This window comes from Methylovorus sp. MP688, assembly GCF_000183115.1.
Taxonomy (GTDB): Bacteria; Pseudomonadota; Gammaproteobacteria; order Burkholderiales; family Methylophilaceae; genus Methylovorus; species Methylovorus glucosotrophus.
Genome location: NC_014733.1, coordinates 1,161,519 through 1,177,927 on the forward strand (window position 1 = coordinate 1,161,519; position 16,409 = coordinate 1,177,927).

The window sequence follows — 16,409 nt, forward strand, 5'->3', positions numbered from 1 at the left end:
TTTAATAACGTGGAACGTTATTAAAGGTTATGCATTTGGGCCAACGCATCCGCAAGCATGAAATAGCAATTAAAAACGGGAGCTTAAGGCTCCCGTTTTTAATGTGTGAAGGCGATATTACGCCGATATACAGCAATCAAATCTTCGGCAACGTAACCCCAACCTGCCCTTGATACTTCCCACCGCGATCCTTGTACGAGGTCTCGCAGATTTCATCGGATTCAAAGAACAGCACTTGGGCGCAGCCTTCGCCGGCGTAAATCTTGGCGGGGAGCGGGGTGGTGTTGCTGAATTCCAGGGTCACGTAGCCTTCCCACTCAGGCTCAAAAGGGGTGACGTTGACGATGATGCCGCAGCGGGCGTAGGTGGATTTGCCCAGGCAGACGGTGAGTACGCTGCGGGGGATGCGGAAATACTCTACGGTGCGGGCGAGGGCGAAGGAGTTAGGGGGGATAACGCAGTAGCCTTTGCCGGAGACTTCGACGAAGGATTGCGGGTCAAAATTCTTGGGGTCGACGATGGTGCTGTTGATGTTGGTGAATACGCGGAATTCGTCGGCGCAGCGGATATCGTAGCCGTAGCTGGAGGTGCCGAAGGAGACGATTTTTTCACCGTTGAGTTCACGGACCAGCTGGGGCTCGAAGGGCTCGATCATGCCGTGCTGTTCGGCCATGCGACGTATCCATTTATCGGATTTGATGCTCATAGGGTTCTCTTGAATATGTAAAAAGCGGAGCCGGGGCTCCGCTTTGTGCCGTTATAGGGATTAGTGTGCGTCGCCGCCCAGCTGGATGGAGTAGCGCCAGAATTGGTCTTCGTGCTCGAAGATGACTTTGGAGGCTTCTGGGTCGCGGCTGCCAGCCGGGTATTGGTGCACGGGCTTGCGGTCCTTGGCCCAGGCTTCGATCACGGGGTCTACCAGGCGCCATTGGGCTTCTACTTCGCTGATGTGCAGGTATTGCGAGTTGTCGCCTTCCATCAGGTTGAGCAGCAGCGCCTCGTAGGCGTCGACGGTTTCGTCGCCGTCCTGACGGTTGGCGGCGTCGAGCTCAATGGTGCGGGTGTTGATGTCCAGGCCTGGAATCTTGGATTCGATTTCGAGCTTGATGCATTCGCGTGGCTGAATACCGATGATGAGCCAGTTTTGATGCTGGCCATTGCCGATTTGCAGTGGGGCTTTTTTGAAGCGGATGCAGATGCGGGTGTCGGCTTCGTGCAGGCGCTTGGCGGTGCGGATGTAGAACGGCACACCTTTCCAGCGTGGGTTGTCGATAAACAGCTTGAGGGCGGCGTAGGTTTCTACCACGCTGCTGTTGTCGCCCAGCTCTTCCAGATAGCCGGGGACTTTTTCGCCATTGATTTCGCCAGCGGCGTATTGGGCGCGGAAGGCGTGGTGCTCAATGTCATTGACCGGGATCGGGCGGATGGCTTCGAGAACCTTGATCTTCTCGGCGCGAACGGCGTCGGGGCTCAGGTCTTTTGGCTGTTCCATGGTGGTCAGCGCCAGGGTTTGCAGCACGTGGCTCTGAATCATGTCGCGCAGGGCGCCGGTGGCATCGTAAAACTGGGTGCGGTCGCCCACGCCCAGCATTTCGGTGTTGGTGATCTGCACGTGGTCGATGTATTCGCTGTTCCAGATCGGCTCGAGCACCGTGTTGGCAAAGCGCTGCAGCAGGATGTTTTGCAGGGCGGATTTGCCGAGGTAGTGGTCGATACGGTAGATCTGGCTTTCCTTGAGGTGCTTGCTGATGGAGGCTTGCAGCTCTTTGGCGGATGGCAGGTTGGTGCCAAATGGCTTCTCGATCACCACACGGCGCCAGTATTTGTCTTCATTGGTGAGGCCGACTTCGGCCAGCTGGTCTACCACTTGCGCAAAGTCAGAAGGGCGCACCGACAGGAAGAACGCGAGGTTCTGCGGGAAGGTGGCTTCGTCCGACAGCTTGTCTTTCATCTTGGCGAAGGCATTCGGGTCGGTCGGTGGGTTGGCGTGGTAGAAGTTACGGGCGATGAAACGTTCGAAGACCTTCTGGTCATAGCCCTTTTTGAATTTGGCATCCAGCATGCCCTTGATGTCGGCACGCCAGGCTTCGAGGCTGACTTCGCTGCGGCCAACGGACAGAATTGCCATTTTTTCAGGCAGGCGGCCGAGGGCGTCGAGGCGGAAAAGGCCGGGCATGAGTTTGACACGGGACAGATTGCCGCTGGCACCAAACAGAACCAGGGTACAAGGATCGATTTGTTTCATGTGTTCAAAGCTTCCGTTGATAGCAAATTAATGAATTAGCGTGATTTTACCGTGATTGAGGCGGATTTGTCCTGACTGCGAACGGGATGCTGCAAAAAAACGAAAAGGGCACCGCTTGTGGCGGATGCCCTTTTGTTCTGCTGGTTAAACCCGATTACTTGGTTTTAACAGCGTGGCCGCCAAATGCATTACGCATCAGGGACAGCAGTTTGTAGCTATAGCCCTTGGAGTCCTGGCTTCTGAAGCGTGCTTGCAGTGCCACGGTCAGTACCGGGGCGGCTACGCCTTGCTCAACCGCTTCTACCACGGTCCAGCGGCCTTCACCGGAGTCAGCTACGTAAGGAGCAATGTTTTCCAGAGTCTGGTCAACCTTGAGGGATTCAGCGGTCAGATCCAAGAGCCAGCTGCGGACCACGGAGCCATGACGCCACAGTTCGGTGATTTGTGCCAGGTCCAGATTGAACTCTTCTTTGCCTTTCAGCAGGTCCAGGCCTTCAGCCATGGCTTGCATCATGCCGTATTCAATGCCGTTGTGGATCATCTTGGTGAAGTGACCAGAGCCAACTGGGCCTACGTGTGCCCAGCCGTGGTCTTCGTGGGCCAGGGCCTTCATTACAGGCTCCAGCACCTTGGCAACTTCAGGAGTAGCGCCGGTCATCATGCAGTAGCCGTTTTCCAGGCCCCAGATGCCGCCGGAAGTACCACAGTCCATGAAGCCAATGCCTTGTTCAGCCAGCCAGGCACCGCGGCGCTGACTGTGCTTGTAATTCGAATTGCCGCCGTCGACGATGATGTCGCCTTTGTTCAGCAGGGGGACGAGGTCCTTGATCTGATTTTCAGTAGGGTCGCCGCTTGGCAGCATGAGCCATACGATTTTAGGAGATTCACCGTCCAGTTTTGCAACAGCATCTTCTACCGAAGTAGAAGGGATCATGCCATTGACTGAGGCAATCTGATTGACGGTGTCCTGGCTGAAGTCAAAGCCCACTACTTGAATACCGCTTCTCAGAAGGCGACGTGTCATGTTGCCGCCCATTTTGCCCAAACCTAGCATTGCAATTTTCATTTGATTTTCCTTGATCGGGATGATGTGTCATCATCTCTTGTTGAGATATGTTACTTACATACGAGCGCTTTATGGGCTCTTGTATGTGGCCATTATTGTATAGCAAAGGTTTCAGGTATGACGAAAAACTCCACCCAAAGTTTAGTGTTAAATGGACAAATCAGTCGTTGGCACACATTTACATCACAACAGGCGATTAATGAAGCCACACTGCAGCGGATTTTAGCGCTGGCAGAGGAAGCGATAGCTGCACGCGGTGCGTTTACCATTGTGCTGGCGGGCGGCAATACGCCCAAGCAGGTGTATGAGTTGCTGCGTCATGCCAAGGCTGACTGGAGCAAATGGCATGTCTACCATAACGATGACCGCTGTCTGCCTGCGGATCACCCCGAGCGCAACAGCCTGATGGCGCGCCAGGCATGGCTGGACCATGTGGCGATTCCTGCCGATCAGATACACGATATTCCCGCTGAGCGGGGGCCTGTGGAAGGTGCCGCTGCATATGCTAAAACCCTGCAAGGCCTGGGCGAGTTTGACCTGGTGCTGCTGGGCCTGGGCGAAGATGGCCACACGGCGAGCCTGTTCCCCGGCCATGTGTGGGACGACAGCGTGGATGCGTTCCCCGTCTACAATTCCCCCAAGCCACCGGCAGAGCGCGTTTCCATCAGTGCGCGTCGGTTGAGTCATACACGGGCGGTGATTTTTCTGGTGACGGGCGCTGGCAAGCAGGAGGCCGTGAATAACTGGCGCAATGGGGTGGCGATTCCTGCCACCGTGATCAAGCCAGCGAATGGCGTGGATGTGTATGTGTTTGGGGTTGCGCTGGATTAGTCGTCAGGGCAGCCAGTAAAAAATAAAGCCGGAATGGCATGTGCCCATTCCGGCTTTATTTTTTCAATCGCTGGCTTCTTAGCTTAACCAGTCAGGCAATTCATCCCGATAAAACAGATGCGTACCGTTGGTGAGGCTACGCAATTGCAGGCCGTAGCGCTGGCCCAGCCATTTCAGGCTTTGCGCTGAAAACAGGCTGATATGGCCGTTGCGCGGCGCGGCATACCACCAGCCCAGTGTGCCGTCGTCCAGCTGACCATCCGAAAGCAGGGTGCTGAACAGAATGCCGCCCTTGTCTTCCAGTAAGGTATTCAGGTTTTGCATCAGCACGGAGACATCGGGCACATGCTCGAAAACCTCAAACGCCGTAATGCAATTGAATTTGCCCAGCGAGCTGATTTGCATGTCCGGGTCATTGAAGGGGTCGTAGCTTTTCGAGTTCCAGCCTTCGGCCTGCAATAGCTCGCTCATCATGCCATTGCCGCCGCCGTAATCCAGATGCCGGATGCGCGCTTTATTTTTGCCGAAGTTGCGTGACAGCAGATCGGCATTGTCATGCGGCCGTATGCTGAGATAGTCCGGGTCTACCGCGACATAATCCTCGTTGTAGATGTGCGTGGAGAAATCTTCCAGCGTCCACTGCTCAAACTCGGGCGCAAAGCAGAAGCCGCAGCCCAGGCATCGAAAGTATTGAATCATCACGCCCGTGGGTTGCAGTGCTATCCCCCGGCGTTCCTCGCAGGATTTATTGAAATCGGCTGTATCGAAGAAAGCGGCCTGGTTATTGCAAACCGGGCAGGGGAGAGTGTTGTCCATGAGGCGATCCGATGCGCTAGGTATTCTGGATGACGATGCTGGGGAATTTGCTGCTGTGATCCAGCCCCAGCTGGGCGATCTTGATGGCCGTGGTGCGGGCAATGCTGCGATAAGTGGCTGCGATTTTGCTGTCGGGATCTGCCACCACGGTGGGCGTGCCGCCGTCAGCCTGTTCGCGGATACGGATATCCAGCGGCAGACTGCCGAGCAGGTCGACGTTGTAATCCTTGCCCATGGCCGCACCACCGCCAGCGCCGAAAATATGCTCCTCGTGACCGCAGTTTGAGCAAATGTGCGTGCTCATGTTTTCTACAATGCCGAGGATGGGGATGCCGACTTTTTCAAACATTTTCAGGCCCTTGCGTGCATCCAGCAGGGCGATGTCTTGCGGGGTGGTGACGATGATGGCGCCAGTGACCGGGACTTTTTGCGAGAGCGTGAGCTGAATATCGCCAGTGCCTGGCGGCAGGTCGATGACCAAGTAATCGAGGTCTTTCCAGCGGGTATCGCGCAGCAGTTGCTCCAGTGCGCCCGTAACCATGGGGCCGCGCCAGACCATGGGGGTATCGACATCCACCAGAAAACCTATCGACATGGCTTGTATGCCATGGCTCTGCATGGGTTCTATGCTCTTGCCATCGGCACTGTCCGGGCGACCGCTGATGCCCAGCATTTGCGGTTGCGATGGGCCGTAGATATCGGCATCCAGTATCCCCACACTGGCGCCTTCGGCGGCTAGGGCGAGTGCCAGATTGACGGCGGTGGTGGATTTGCCTACGCCGCCCTTGCCCGAGGCCACGGCGATGATGTTCTTGACGCCAGGCAGCAGCTGCACGCCGCGCTGTACGCTATGCGACACGATGCGGCTGCCCACATTGACAGTGACACTGCCAATGCCGGGAATATGCTCCAGCGCGCTTTTTACCTGGGTTTGGATCTCGCTGATCACGCTCTTGGCCGGATAGCCCAGCACGATGTCCAGTGAAAGGTCATTGCCCTTGAGCTGGATATTGCGAGCCGATTTGCTGCTGATGTAATCCTTGCCGGTATTGGGGTCGGTGATGGTTTTCAGGACATTCTGGATATCGGATTCGGTCAAGGCCATGGCGAAGCTTCCTGCGGGTGGGCATCTGAAAAAACAAATTTTAACGCATGCGCCAAGTTAACGCATGTGAAAGCCGGGCTGATTTGTTAAAATGCAGGTCTATTCAAGCATTCAGGCCGATTCCAAAAACATTATGTCCGCATCATCCCGCAAAATCCTGGTTACTTCCGCCTTGCCGTATGCCAACGGCAGCATTCACCTCGGACATCTGGTTGAGTATATCCAGACCGATATCTGGGTGCGTTTCCAGAAAATGCAGGGCCATACCGTGCATTATGTCTGTGCCGATGACACGCATGGCACCCCCATCATGCTGCGCGCTGAGAAAGAGGGCATCACGCCTGAGCAGCTGATTGCCAAAGTGCACACCGAACACTATGCGGATTTTTCCGGATTTCTGGTGGAATTTGATAACTACTACTCGACCAATGCCCCGGAAAATCGCGAGCTGGCCAGCAATATCTATCTGGAGCTCAAGAAAAACGGCAAGATTGCCACCAAGACCATTGAGCAGTTCTTTGACCCGGTCAAACAGATGTTCTTGCCGGATCGCTTTATCAAGGGCGAATGTCCCAAATGCCACGCCAAGGATCAATACGGTGATTCCTGCGAAGTGTGCGGCACGACGTACAGCCCGACCGAATTGATCAATCCATACTCGGCCGTGTCTGGCGCGGCGCCGGTGCGCAAGGAAACCGAGCACTATTTCTTCAAGCTTTCCGAATGCGGCGAGTTTTTGCAGCAGTGGACCCGCTCGGGCACCTTGCAGGCTGAAGCCGCCAACAAAATGGGCGAGTGGTTTGCGTCTGGCTTGTCGGATTGGGATATTTCGCGCGATGCGCCGTATTTCGGTTTTGAGATTCCCGATGCCCCCGGCAAGTATTTCTACGTATGGCTGGATGCGCCTATCGGCTACATGGCCAGCTTCAAGAATCTGTGCAGCCGCTTAGGCCTCGATTTTGACGAATACTGGAAAGCCGACAGCAAGACCGAGCTTTATCATTTCATCGGCAAGGACATCCTGTATTTCCATGCGCTGTTCTGGCCTGCGACCCTGAAGTATTCTGGTCATCGCCAGCCGACGCAGATTTTCGCGCACGGCTTTTTGACGGTGAATGGCGAGAAAATGTCCAAGTCGCGCGGCACCTTCATCACCGCTGGCAGCTATCTGCAGCATGTGAAAAACCCGGAATACCTGCGCTATTACTATGCCGCCAAGTTGAATGGCTCGATGGAAGATATCGACCTCAATCTGGATGATTTCACTGCGCGCGTGAACAGCGATCTGGTCGGCAAATACATCAATATCGCCAGCCGCACTGCAGGCTTTATCAGCAAGCGCTTTGACGGCAAGCTGGCTGCGCTGGTGGATAACGCTGTCATCACGGAGTTGCGTCAGGCGGCAAGCAGTATTGCCGAATGCTACAACATGCGCGACTACGGCCGTGCCTTGCGCGAAATCATGGCGCTGGCTGACAAAGCCAATGGTTATGTTGCCGAGCACGCGCCGTGGGATATGGCAAAACAGGCTGGCCGTGAAGCGGAGCTGCATCAGGTGTGCACCGCTGCGCTGGAAATGTTCCGCCTGCTTACGCTGTATCTCAAGCCGGTATTGCCTAAGCTGGCAGGCCAGATTGAAGCCTTCCTGAATATTGCCGTGCTGGACTGGACACAAGTGGACAATGCCTTGCCAGCAGGCCATGCGATTGCCGCTTACCAGCATTTGATTACCCGTATTGACCCTAAACAGATAGAAGCCATGATAGAAGCCAATAAAGAATCCCTGCAGGCAACGCCTGCTGCAGCACCTGCTGCCGCGGCCCCCGTTGCAGCCAGCGCGCCTGCTGAAGTCAACTACATCAGCATTGATGACTTTGCCAAGGTGGATCTGCGTATCGCCCGTATTGTGACGGCGGAGCATGTGGAAGGCGCCGAGAAGCTGCTGCGTCTTGAACTGGATATTGGCGAAGAAAAACCACGCCAGGTGTTTGCCGGGATCAAATCGGCTTATGACCCAGCCACCTTGCAAGGCCGCTTGACGGTGATGGTGGCTAATCTTGCGCCACGCAAGATGAAGTTTGGCATGTCAGAAGGCATGGTGCTGGCAGCGTCTGATGAGCGTGGCGGGCCTTACATCCTGAGTCCGGATAGTGGCGCCGCGCCAGGCATGCGCGTCAAGTAAGCCAGGCTGTGACATTGGCTTATCGGCTCCCAAGAAGACCGAAGGCCAATGTGTAGCGCAATAAAAAAGCCCCGCAAGTTCGGGGCTTTTTTTATGGATGGGATGATTAAGGACTGGTTTTTTCTTTGGTGGTAATGGGGCCGGCAGCAGATTTACCCACGACAGAGACTTGTCCTTTGAGTTTTGCCAGCGATTTATCGCCAAAACCTGGCACATTGTTCAGGTCTTCCACTGTCTTGAAGTTACCGTTTTTCTTGCGGTAATCAATGATGGCCTGGGCTTTGGCCGGGCCAATGCCTTTCACGGTTTCCAGTTCTTCTTTGGAGGCTGTATTGATGTTCACCGCAGCATGCGCACTCAACGCAAAGCAAAGGGTGGCCAGTGCGATAAGCAAACTCTTTTTCATTACCTTAACTCCCATGATGATATTGACGAAATCCGGTCACGCCGTGGTGACCTCATGGGATATTACTCTGGCGGTAAAAAAACCTTTTTAAATCAAACTGATCTCGTGATTTATGTCACGGAGGGCTTGCAGCGGATCGGCCGCGCGCGTGATGGGGCGACCAATCACCAGATAGCTTGAGCCCTGGCGCAATGCATCGGCAGGGGTGACCACACGGGATTGATCATCCAGACTGGCGTTGCGTGGGCGTATTCCAGGGGTAACCAGGCAGAAATTTTCGCCCAGGGTGCTGCGTAAAACCGGCGCTTCCTGCGCGGAGCACACCACGCCATCCAGGCCTGCTGCTTGCGTGAGGCGGGCAAGCCGTAATACCTGATCCTGCAAGGTGCCTGGAATGCCCAGGCTCTGCATGACTTGCTGATCCATGCTGGTGAGGATAGTAACGGCGATCAGCAAAGGCTGGTGCCCGCTTTTGGCGACGCCTTCTTTGGCAGCTTCCATCATGGGCTGGCCACCCGAGGCATGCACATTCAGCATCCATACGCCGAGTCTGGCGGCGGCTTCGCAAGCCTTGGCCACGGTGTTGGGGATATCGTGGAATTTCAGGTCAAGAAATACGCCATAGCCTTTATCAACCAGCGTTTCCACCAGCTGCGGGCCTGCGGCGGTAAAAAGCTCTTTGCCTACCTTGAGGCGGCATTGGCTGGGATCCAGCTGATTTGCCAGCGCGAGCGCACTTGGGGCATCGGCGTAATCAAGGGCAACTACGATCCTGGGGTTGATCTTGGTATCGGGCGTGGTCATTTATAACGCTTCGGTCGGTTCTGAGGGGAGCGATTCCCAGGCATTGCATGCCGGGCATTGCCAGTGGTAGTTTTTGGCCTTGAAGCCGCACTGGTCGCAGCAATACACATTGCGATTGCCAATGGCGCGACGTATGGTCTGCTGCATCAACAAGGTCTCTTGCTGATCCTGAGGTTCCAGCGCGATTCTGGCCTGTAACAGCTGATCCAATGTCTGCAGGCTGGGCTTTCTGGCCAATTCGGTACGTGCCAGTTTTGCGGCAGGCTCCGGGCCTTTTTCTGCCATGGTGGCTTCATACACCACGGTTTGCAGGGTGGGCAGCTTGTAGCTTTCCAGGTAGCTCGCGAGCAGATTCAGGCCTTCTTCACTCTGGCCCAGGGCGCGGTAGCTCTTCAGGAGTTTGGCTGCCACCAGGCTGATGCGCTCTGCATCCTGATATTCAATGCGTTTCCAGATGGCAATGGCGGCTTTGTGATCTCCCGCGGCGGCTTCCATGTCGCCTAGCATGATGGTGGCGCGCACGCACGCCTTGTTGGCATCCAGTGCCATATCCAGCTCGTAGCGCGCGGTGTGGGCGTCGTTGTTGAGTATGGATTTAACCGCCATTTCACAGTAGTACTGGGCGATTTCCTTGCGGAAAGGAATGCCGGAGATGCGTTCCAGTTCGGTCGCGCATTTGATAGCGCGTTCCCACTCGCGTTCGCGTACATAAATTTCCAGCAGCGAGCGCAAGGCGGGCTGCTTGTAGCGGCTGCCATCGAGCGATTTGAAGAGTTCTTCCGCACGGTCCAGTAGGCCGGCTTTGAGGTAATCTTGGGCCAGCTCTGCCATGACGGCCAGCTTTTGCTGTTCGGGCAGCTCTTTGCGGTCCAGCAGATTGAGGTGCAAGTGGATGGCGCGATCTACCTCGCCACGTCGGCGGAACAGACTGCCCAGCGCAAAATGCAGCTCCAGAGAGTCCGCGTTGGCTTCCACCGCCTCAACAAAAGCTTCTATCGCTTTGTCGTGCTGGTCGGTGATCAGGAAGTTCAGGCCTTTGAAATAGGCGGCCGGGAGTGTGGTGGATTCAGAAAGCAGCTGGTTGATATCAACTCGGGCGGCAACCCAGCCCAACGCAAAAAACAGGGGCAGGGCCAATAGCCACCAATATTCAAATTCCATCATTAATTCAAGGTTCCTGCTGGGTGCTTTTGTTAAGTGTTTTAAGTTCTTTACGCAGGCTCATGACCTGGCGCTTTTGTTTGATCATCACGCCGACGCAGGCAAGGATGCCGGCAAGCACGCCTATGGAGAAGGTGATCAGCAGCATGAGCGAGAGTGGAGCCTGCCAAATCAGGCCGAGATAATAATGCAACTCGGCGGGCTGGGAGTTTTTGAGGGCAAACCCCAGCAACATGATGAAGAGCAGGGTGCCTAAGGGGATATATATATAGCGCATGGTAAGGATTTTACCTAAGCCGGTCTGATGTGGCGAATTTAAATACAGCTTGACCGAAAACGCCCCGCGCAGAGGATGGAAAGGCAAAAAAAAGCAGCATCCGAAGATGCTGCTTTTTGTACTGCTAGTAACGTCAAGTTTTACTCAACGAGGTCTACGCGTTCACGCAATTCCTTACCGGCCTTGAAGTGGGGTACGTATTTTTCAGGTACCTGCACTTTAGAGCCAGTCTTGGGATTGCGTCCGAGACGGGGAGGGCGATAGTTCAGACTGAAACTACCGAACCCTCTTATCTCGATGCGCTCTCCGCTGGCCAGGTTATCCGCCATGGAGTCAATGATGGCCTTCACAGAAAGCTCGGCATCCTTGACCACCAGTTGCGGAAAACGCGCAGCCAGATTGGCAATCAGCTCAGATTTGGTCATGGCGTGACTGCCTTACTCGTTGTTTTTGCCGTCAAGTTTCGCTTTAAGCAATGCGCCCAGGTTGGTGGTGCCTGCAGCGCCAGCATCATTGCTGTACTTCTGCATGGCATCCGCTTCTTCAGCGATGTCCTTAGCCTTGATCGACAGGTTGATGGAGCGGTTCTTGCGGTCAATGTTCAGGATGCGTGCTTCTACTTCCTGGCCTTCTTTCAGGGCAGTGGTAGCGTCTTCGATCTTCTCGCGAGCGATTTCAGATGCGCGCAGGTAACCTTCAACTTCACCGTCCAGGGTAATAACAGCACCCTTGGCATCCACAGACTTCACGGTACCAGTAACGATGGCACCCTTGTCATTGGTGGTGGTGTACGCGCTGAATGGATCATTGTCCAGTTGCTTAACGCCGAGAGAGATACGCTCTTTTTCAACGTCGATAGCCAGAACAACAGCAGCGACTTCGTCACCCTTCTTGAAGTTGCGGATAGCTTCTTCGCCAGTTTGATTCCAGGACAGGTCGGACAGGTGAACCAGGCCGTCGATGCCACCAGGCAAACCAATGAATACGCCGAAGTCAGTGATGGACTTGATCTGACCGCTAACCTTGTCACCCTTCTTGTGGGTGGCAGCAAATTCGTCCCATGGATTAACCTGGCATTGCTTCATGCCCAGGGACAGGCGGCGACGGTCTTCGTCGATTTCCAGAATCATGACTTCTACTTCGTCACCCAGTTGGGCGATCTTGGCAGGATGTACGTTCTTGTTGGTCCAGTCCATTTCGGAAACGTGTACCAAACCTTCAATGCCTGGCTCGATTTCAACGAATGCGCCGTAGTCGGTCAGGTTGGTTACCTTGCCGAACAGGCGGGTGCCTACTGGGTAGCGGCGAGTCAGAGCAACCCATGGGTCGTCGCCCAGTTGCTTGATGCCCAGCGATACGCGGTTCTTTTCTTGATCGAACTTCAGGATCTTGGCTTCAACTTCTTCGCCTACAGTCAGCACTTCGGATGGGTGTTTAACACGACGCCATGCCAGATCAGTGATGTGCAGCAGGCCGTCAATACCGCCCAGGTCAACGAATGCGCCGTAATCGGTAATGTTCTTGACGATACCCTTAACAACTGCGCCTTCTTTCAGTGAGCCCAGCAGAGCTTCGCGATCGGCACCCATGCTCTCTTCGAGAACAGCGCGGCGCGATACCACAACGTTGTTGCGCTTGCGATCCAGCTTGATAACCTTGAAGTCCCACTCTTTGCCTTCGAAAGGTGTGGTGTCTTTAACAGGGCGCAGATCAACCAGGGAACCTGGCAGGAAGGCGCGGATGCTGTTAACCATAACAGTCAGACCACCCTTCACGCGGCCATTGATCATGCCCTTGATGATGCGGGATTCGTTCATGGCGTTTTCCAGATCCAGCCATGCAGCAAGACGTTTCGCCTTTTCACGGGAGAGCTTGGTTGAACCGTAGCCGTCTTCCAGGGTTTCGATAGCAACTTGTACGAAGTCGCCAACAGCCACTTCGAGTTCGCCGCGGTCGTTACGGAATTCGCTGGTTGCGATGACGCTTTCCGACTTGAGGCCGGCGTTGACGATAACAAAGTCGTCGTCGATGGAAACTACTTCTGCAGTAATCACTTCACCGGAGCGCATTTCCTGGCGAGCCAGGCTTTCTTCGAAAAGAGCTGCAAAGCTTTCGGTAAAGGTAGGGGTGGAAAGGTTAGCCATTAATAAAATTACCTGATTAAACCCGCCGGGCAGCGGGGTAAAGTTAAAAAAGCCATGAACCACGAGGCTCATAGCACGGGTGCTGCATAATTAAAGGGTCTTGCTTTTACGCTTGTGGCGTCAGGTGTTGCGACGCCTGTCGATAATGCTGGAGAACTTTTTCAACCGCCTGGTCTATGGAGAGCTGATCAGTGACTAAAAGCATGGCATCATCTGTTTTTTGCAAGGGCGCCGTAGCGCGTTGCTGGTCGCGAGTATCGCGGTTTCGCAAATCCTGCAAAATATCCTGTAGATTAGCATGGATTTCTTTTTCCATCAACTGCTTATAGCGCCTCTCCGCTCGTACCTCAGCACTGGCTGTCAAATACACTTTTGCAATGGCATCGGGGAAAACCACGGTGGCCATGTCGCGTCCATCCGCCACCAGTCCAGGGGCTTGCCGGAAGCTATGCTGCAAGGCCAGCAGGGCGGTGCGCACGGCCGGATGCACTGCGACTTCAGACGCACCGCGACTGATTTCTTCAGACCTTACTTCTTCAGTAATGATGTTGCCATTCAGGTAAATCTGGCCGTCTTCAAACCGGATTTCAAGCTTTGCTGCCATCTCGGCCAGTGTTTCCCCCTGATTCCAGGCAATGTTGTATTGCTTGCCTGCGTAGGCCACGATGCGATAAAGCGCGCCAGAGTCAAGGTAATGAAAGCCGAGTTTGTCTGCCACGCGCTGCGCAACAGTACCTTTGCCGGAAGCTGAGGGGCCATCAATGGCAATTACGGGAATAGTCATATTTAATTAACTTATCAAACTGGTTTTTATAATCAATTGGATTGATTCAATGCCGTGCGCGATCATGCCGTAACACTATTATCACCTCAAGGGGATCGCATCATGACCAAAACATTTACCTTTGCCATTATTCACTTCACGGTAGCTTTTTCCGTGGGGTACGCCTTGACCGGCAGCTGGGCGCTTGGCAGTGCGATTGCGCTTGTGGAGCCGGCCTGCAATACGATTGCTTTCTTTTTCCATGAAAAAGTCTGGCAGCGTATTGAGCAGAACAACGGGCCGGAAATCGAGCTTTATAACGCCTATTAATTTAAACGGCGCTGGCTGGATATTCAGGCGCCAGCGCCCGTGATGGCGGCAAATCGTTCAAAGTAATCCGGGAATGTCTTGGCAACACACCCGGGGTCATTAATCGTCACCGGGGTTTGCCCCAGAGCAACCAGCGAAAAGCACATCGCCATGCGGTGATCATCGTAGGTATCAATCGTCGCGTTTGGCGTCAGGCTGGCGGGCGGTGTGATGCAGATATAGTCCTGACCTTCCTCTACGATCGCACCTACCTTGCGCAGTTCAGTCGCCATGGCATGCAGGCGGTCCGTTTCCTTGACGCGCCAGCTGGCAATATTGCGCAGGCGGGTGGTGCCATCGGCAAACAGTGCGGCGGTGGCTAACGTCATGGCGGCATCGGGAATATGGTTGCAATCCATATCCAGCGCTTTCAGCTTGCCCGAGGTCGGGGCGGAAGCGCTGATCCAGTTATCCCCGTGTTCAATCACCGCGCCCATTTCGCGCAGGGCATCCACAAAACGTACATCGCCCTGAATACTGTCAAGGCCAATGCCATGTACCTTCACCGGGCCACCGGCAATCGCACCCGCTGCCAGGAAGTAAGATGCAGATGAAGCATCGCCCTCTACATACAATTCGCCAGGGCTGCTGTACTGACTGGCGGCCGGGACGGTAAATGCTTGCCAGCCTTCGCGTTCAACCTTGACGCCAAATTTCGCCATCAGATTCAGGGTGATTTCGATATAAGGTTTCGAGATCAACTCCCCGACCACTTCAATCCGTGTTTGCTCCTTGAGCAGTGGCAATGCCATCAGCAATGCAGTCAGGAACTGGCTGGAGATATTGCCGCGTATTTGCAGGGTGTGCTGTCCGGTGATGCGTGCAGGACGAATTTGCAAGGGAGGAAAACCGGCATTGCCTTCGTATTGAATATCGGCCCCGGCTTGCCTGAGGGCATCGACCAGATCGCCAATGGGCCGTTCATGCATGCGAGGCACGCCCGACAGGCGGTATTCGCCTTGCGAAAATGCGAGCGCGGCGGTTAGTGGGCGGAATGCCGTACCGGCATTGCCCAGGAAAAGATCGGCTTGTCGTACCGGCCATTTCCCACGGCAGCCCGTGATGCGCCAGTCATGCGCTGCTAGCTGTTTCATCTCCACGCCCAAGGTTTGCAGCGCTTCCAGCATGCGAGCGGTGTCATCCGAGTCCAGCAGGTCGCGAATATCAGTGACGCCATCGGCGAGGGCGGCCAGCAACAGGCAGCGGTTGGAAATGCTTTTTGAGCCCGGCAACACGATGTCGCCATGCGCTTGGTGAATGGGAGCAAGGTCCAGGGTCTGCATTACGATAGCCTCAATATTTTTTATGACGTGCCCAGGCATTGCGAGCATGGCTGGCGCGCTCAAACAGCTGCTGCAAGCCTGCGCCATCCTGTTGCTGCAACAGTTCGCGCACATGGCTGAGCTGGGCCTGGTAAGCATCGATTTCATCTAGCAGGGCGGCCTGATTGGCCAGGCTGATGTCGCGCCACATTTCCGGGTGGCTGCCTGCAATGCGGCTGAAATCGCGGAAGCCGCTGGCAGCAAAATCAAACAGCTGATCGGCATTGGGCCGATTGGCCAGTTCATTCACCAGGGCAAACGCCAGCAGGTGTGGCAGATGGCTGACCGCAGCAAAAATGCGGTCATGTTCGGCGGCCGTCATCTTGATGACGTGTGCGCCGCAGGCTTCCCACATGGCTTGCACTTTGCCGATATCAGATGCCTTAGTGCTGCTGAATGGGGTGAGAACGACATTCTTTTTGCTGAAGAGATCGGCGCGCGCGGCGGTGACACCACTTTTCTCAGCGCCGGCAATCGGGTGTCCGGGCACAAACTGATGGTGGTGATCGCCCAGTGCGGTTTCGGCATAAGCGACGATGTCAGACTTGGTGCTGCCAGCATCAGTGACGATCGTCTCTGGTGATAGGTGCGGGGCAATGCTTTGCAGGATAGAGAAGGTCTGGGCGACAGGCGCTGCAATCAGCACCATATCTGCTTGGTCCAGCGCACTGGCAAGGCTGGTTTGTGCCTCATCAATCACGCCCAGTTCCAGGGCAGTTTGCAGGTGATCGCCATCGCGACCGATACCCACAATGTGCCTGACGGCTTGTGCTTGTTTAAGGGCCAGTGCGACCGAGCCACCGATCAGGCCAACACCGAAAATGACCAGCTTGTTCAAGGGGAAATGCCGAAGTTTATTAAAGCGCGCATTGTAACATGCGGCATAGCGCTGAGGCCTGAATGCAAAAACGGCATCCC

At 55.0% G+C, this 16,409-nt stretch carries 17 protein-coding genes; 3 read left to right on the forward strand and 14 right to left on the reverse strand.

What is annotated here, in order from left to right; translation table 11 throughout:
* Nucleotides 1-136: 136 nt before the first annotated feature.
* From dcd to gnd, 3 genes are all read right to left on the reverse strand, one after another.
* The gene (dcd, locus tag MPQ_RS05630) at nucleotides 137-706 is read right to left on the reverse strand and encodes a dCTP deaminase (RefSeq protein WP_013441934.1); all 570 of its coding nucleotides are present in this window, start codon (nucleotides 704-706) and stop codon (nucleotides 137-139) included.
* A 60-nt stretch (nucleotides 707-766) separates the two neighbouring features.
* Nucleotides 767-2,245 (reverse strand): glucose-6-phosphate dehydrogenase, encoded by a 1,479-nt coding sequence (zwf, locus tag MPQ_RS05635; RefSeq protein ID WP_013441935.1) that lies wholly within the window; start codon nucleotides 2,243-2,245, stop codon nucleotides 767-769.
* A 154-nt stretch (nucleotides 2,246-2,399) separates the two neighbouring features.
* Nucleotides 2,400-3,311 (reverse strand): phosphogluconate dehydrogenase (NAD(+)-dependent, decarboxylating), encoded by a 912-nt coding sequence (gene gnd, locus MPQ_RS05640; RefSeq protein ID WP_013441936.1) that lies wholly within the window; start codon nucleotides 3,309-3,311, stop codon nucleotides 2,400-2,402.
* Nucleotides 3,312-3,428: 117 nt separating this feature from the next.
* Between gnd and pgl the strand changes: the two genes are divergently transcribed.
* Nucleotides 3,429-4,142 carry a 6-phosphogluconolactonase gene (pgl, locus tag MPQ_RS05645; RefSeq protein ID WP_013441937.1) on the forward strand — a complete coding sequence of 238 codons (714 nt, stop codon included), beginning with the start codon at nucleotides 3,429-3,431 and terminating at the stop codon, nucleotides 4,140-4,142.
* Between the two features lie 78 nt (nucleotides 4,143-4,220).
* Here the strand turns inward: pgl and MPQ_RS05650 are convergent, their stop codons facing one another.
* Both MPQ_RS05650 and apbC read right to left on the reverse strand, forming a co-directional pair.
* Nucleotides 4,221-4,958 carry a class I SAM-dependent methyltransferase gene (locus MPQ_RS05650; protein WP_041362093.1) on the reverse strand — a complete coding sequence of 246 codons (738 nt, stop codon included), beginning with the start codon at nucleotides 4,956-4,958 and terminating at the stop codon, nucleotides 4,221-4,223.
* A 16-nt stretch (nucleotides 4,959-4,974) separates the two neighbouring features.
* Nucleotides 4,975-6,063 carry an iron-sulfur cluster carrier protein ApbC gene (gene apbC, locus MPQ_RS05655; RefSeq protein WP_013441939.1) on the reverse strand — a complete coding sequence of 363 codons (1,089 nt, stop codon included), beginning with the start codon at nucleotides 6,061-6,063 and terminating at the stop codon, nucleotides 4,975-4,977.
* Nucleotides 6,064-6,196: 133 nt separating this feature from the next.
* On the opposite strand from apbC, the gene metG reads away from it, so the two are divergent.
* The gene (metG, locus tag MPQ_RS05660; RefSeq protein ID WP_041362644.1) at nucleotides 6,197-8,245 is read left to right on the forward strand and encodes a methionine--tRNA ligase; all 2,049 of its coding nucleotides are present in this window, start codon (nucleotides 6,197-6,199) and stop codon (nucleotides 8,243-8,245) included.
* Between the two features lie 106 nt (nucleotides 8,246-8,351).
* Here the strand turns inward: metG and MPQ_RS05665 are convergent, their stop codons facing one another.
* The 7 genes from MPQ_RS05665 to cmk form a co-directional block, all read right to left on the reverse strand.
* Entirely contained in the window at nucleotides 8,352-8,651 is a 300-nt protein-coding gene (locus tag MPQ_RS05665) for a helix-hairpin-helix domain-containing protein (RefSeq protein ID WP_041362095.1), read from the reverse strand.
* A gap of 87 nt (nucleotides 8,652-8,738) precedes the next feature.
* Nucleotides 8,739-9,455, reverse strand: coding sequence for an orotidine-5'-phosphate decarboxylase (pyrF, locus tag MPQ_RS05670; RefSeq protein WP_013441943.1), 717 nt, complete (start codon nucleotides 9,453-9,455; stop codon nucleotides 8,739-8,741).
* Nucleotides 9,456-10,619 carry a lipopolysaccharide assembly protein LapB gene (gene lapB / locus MPQ_RS05675; protein ID WP_013441944.1) on the reverse strand — a complete coding sequence of 388 codons (1,164 nt, stop codon included), beginning with the start codon at nucleotides 10,617-10,619 and terminating at the stop codon, nucleotides 9,456-9,458.
* Nucleotides 10,620-10,623: 4 nt separating this feature from the next.
* Nucleotides 10,624-10,893 carry a lipopolysaccharide assembly LapA domain-containing protein gene (locus tag MPQ_RS05680; protein WP_013441945.1) on the reverse strand — a complete coding sequence of 90 codons (270 nt, stop codon included), beginning with the start codon at nucleotides 10,891-10,893 and terminating at the stop codon, nucleotides 10,624-10,626.
* 140 nt (nucleotides 10,894-11,033) lie between these two features.
* Nucleotides 11,034-11,318 (reverse strand): integration host factor subunit beta, encoded by a 285-nt coding sequence (locus MPQ_RS05685; protein ID WP_013441946.1) that lies wholly within the window; start codon nucleotides 11,316-11,318, stop codon nucleotides 11,034-11,036.
* 12 nt (nucleotides 11,319-11,330) lie between these two features.
* A complete protein-coding gene (gene rpsA, locus MPQ_RS05690; RefSeq protein WP_041362646.1) occupies nucleotides 11,331-13,037 on the reverse strand; it encodes a 30S ribosomal protein S1 in 1,707 nt (568 codons plus the stop codon).
* 106 nt (nucleotides 13,038-13,143) lie between these two features.
* Complete coding sequence (gene cmk, locus MPQ_RS05695; RefSeq protein ID WP_013441948.1) at nucleotides 13,144-13,821, reverse strand: (d)CMP kinase; 678 nt, start codon at nucleotides 13,819-13,821, stop codon at nucleotides 13,144-13,146.
* 102 nt (nucleotides 13,822-13,923) lie between these two features.
* On the opposite strand from cmk, the gene MPQ_RS05700 reads away from it, so the two are divergent.
* Nucleotides 13,924-14,130: a DUF2061 domain-containing protein gene (locus MPQ_RS05700; RefSeq protein ID WP_013441949.1), complete on the forward strand. Its 207-nt coding sequence runs from the start codon at nucleotides 13,924-13,926 to the stop codon at nucleotides 14,128-14,130.
* 23 nt (nucleotides 14,131-14,153) lie between these two features.
* Here the strand turns inward: MPQ_RS05700 and aroA are convergent, their stop codons facing one another.
* Together aroA and MPQ_RS05710 are read right to left on the reverse strand one after the other, a co-directional pair.
* Nucleotides 14,154-15,452, reverse strand: coding sequence for a 3-phosphoshikimate 1-carboxyvinyltransferase (gene aroA / locus MPQ_RS05705; RefSeq protein ID WP_013441950.1), 1,299 nt, complete (start codon nucleotides 15,450-15,452; stop codon nucleotides 14,154-14,156).
* A gap of 10 nt (nucleotides 15,453-15,462) precedes the next feature.
* Entirely contained in the window at nucleotides 15,463-16,329 is an 867-nt protein-coding gene (locus MPQ_RS05710) for a prephenate dehydrogenase/arogenate dehydrogenase family protein (RefSeq protein WP_013441951.1), read from the reverse strand.
* Nucleotides 16,330-16,409 lie beyond the last annotated feature (80 nt).

What these genes read in the sequence shown, in the direction of transcription:
- dcd (WP_013441934.1), bottom strand. Translation starts at nt 706, where the DNA reads ATGAGCATCAAATCCGATAAATGGATACGTCGCATGGCCGAACAGCAC.
- zwf (WP_013441935.1), bottom strand. Translation starts at nt 2,245, where the DNA reads ATGAAACAAATCGATCCTTGTACCCTGGTTCTGTTTGGTGCCAGCGGC.
- gnd (WP_013441936.1), bottom strand. Translation starts at nt 3,311, where the DNA reads ATGAAAATTGCAATGCTAGGTTTGGGCAAAATGGGCGGCAACATGACA.
- pgl (WP_013441937.1), top strand. Translation starts at nt 3,429, where the DNA reads ATGACGAAAAACTCCACCCAAAGTTTAGTGTTAAATGGACAAATCAGT.
- MPQ_RS05650 (WP_041362093.1), bottom strand. Translation starts at nt 4,958, where the DNA reads ATGGACAACACTCTCCCCTGCCCGGTTTGCAATAACCAGGCCGCTTTC.
- apbC (WP_013441939.1), bottom strand. Translation starts at nt 6,063, where the DNA reads ATGGCCTTGACCGAATCCGATATCCAGAATGTCCTGAAAACCATCACC.
- metG (WP_041362644.1), top strand. Translation starts at nt 6,197, where the DNA reads ATGTCCGCATCATCCCGCAAAATCCTGGTTACTTCCGCCTTGCCGTAT.
- MPQ_RS05665 (WP_041362095.1), bottom strand. Translation starts at nt 8,651, where the DNA reads ATGAAAAAGAGTTTGCTTATCGCACTGGCCACCCTTTGCTTTGCGTTG.
- pyrF (WP_013441943.1), bottom strand. Translation starts at nt 9,455, where the DNA reads ATGACCACGCCCGATACCAAGATCAACCCCAGGATCGTAGTTGCCCTT.
- lapB (WP_013441944.1), bottom strand. Translation starts at nt 10,619, where the DNA reads ATGATGGAATTTGAATATTGGTGGCTATTGGCCCTGCCCCTGTTTTTT.
- MPQ_RS05680 (WP_013441945.1), bottom strand. Translation starts at nt 10,893, where the DNA reads ATGCGCTATATATATATCCCCTTAGGCACCCTGCTCTTCATCATGTTG.
- MPQ_RS05685 (WP_013441946.1), bottom strand. Translation starts at nt 11,318, where the DNA reads ATGACCAAATCTGAGCTGATTGCCAATCTGGCTGCGCGTTTTCCGCAA.
- rpsA (WP_041362646.1), bottom strand. Translation starts at nt 13,037, where the DNA reads ATGGCTAACCTTTCCACCCCTACCTTTACCGAAAGCTTTGCAGCTCTT.
- cmk (WP_013441948.1), bottom strand. Translation starts at nt 13,821, where the DNA reads ATGACTATTCCCGTAATTGCCATTGATGGCCCCTCAGCTTCCGGCAAA.
- MPQ_RS05700 (WP_013441949.1), top strand. Translation starts at nt 13,924, where the DNA reads ATGACCAAAACATTTACCTTTGCCATTATTCACTTCACGGTAGCTTTT.
- aroA (WP_013441950.1), bottom strand. Translation starts at nt 15,452, where the DNA reads ATGCAGACCCTGGACCTTGCTCCCATTCACCAAGCGCATGGCGACATC.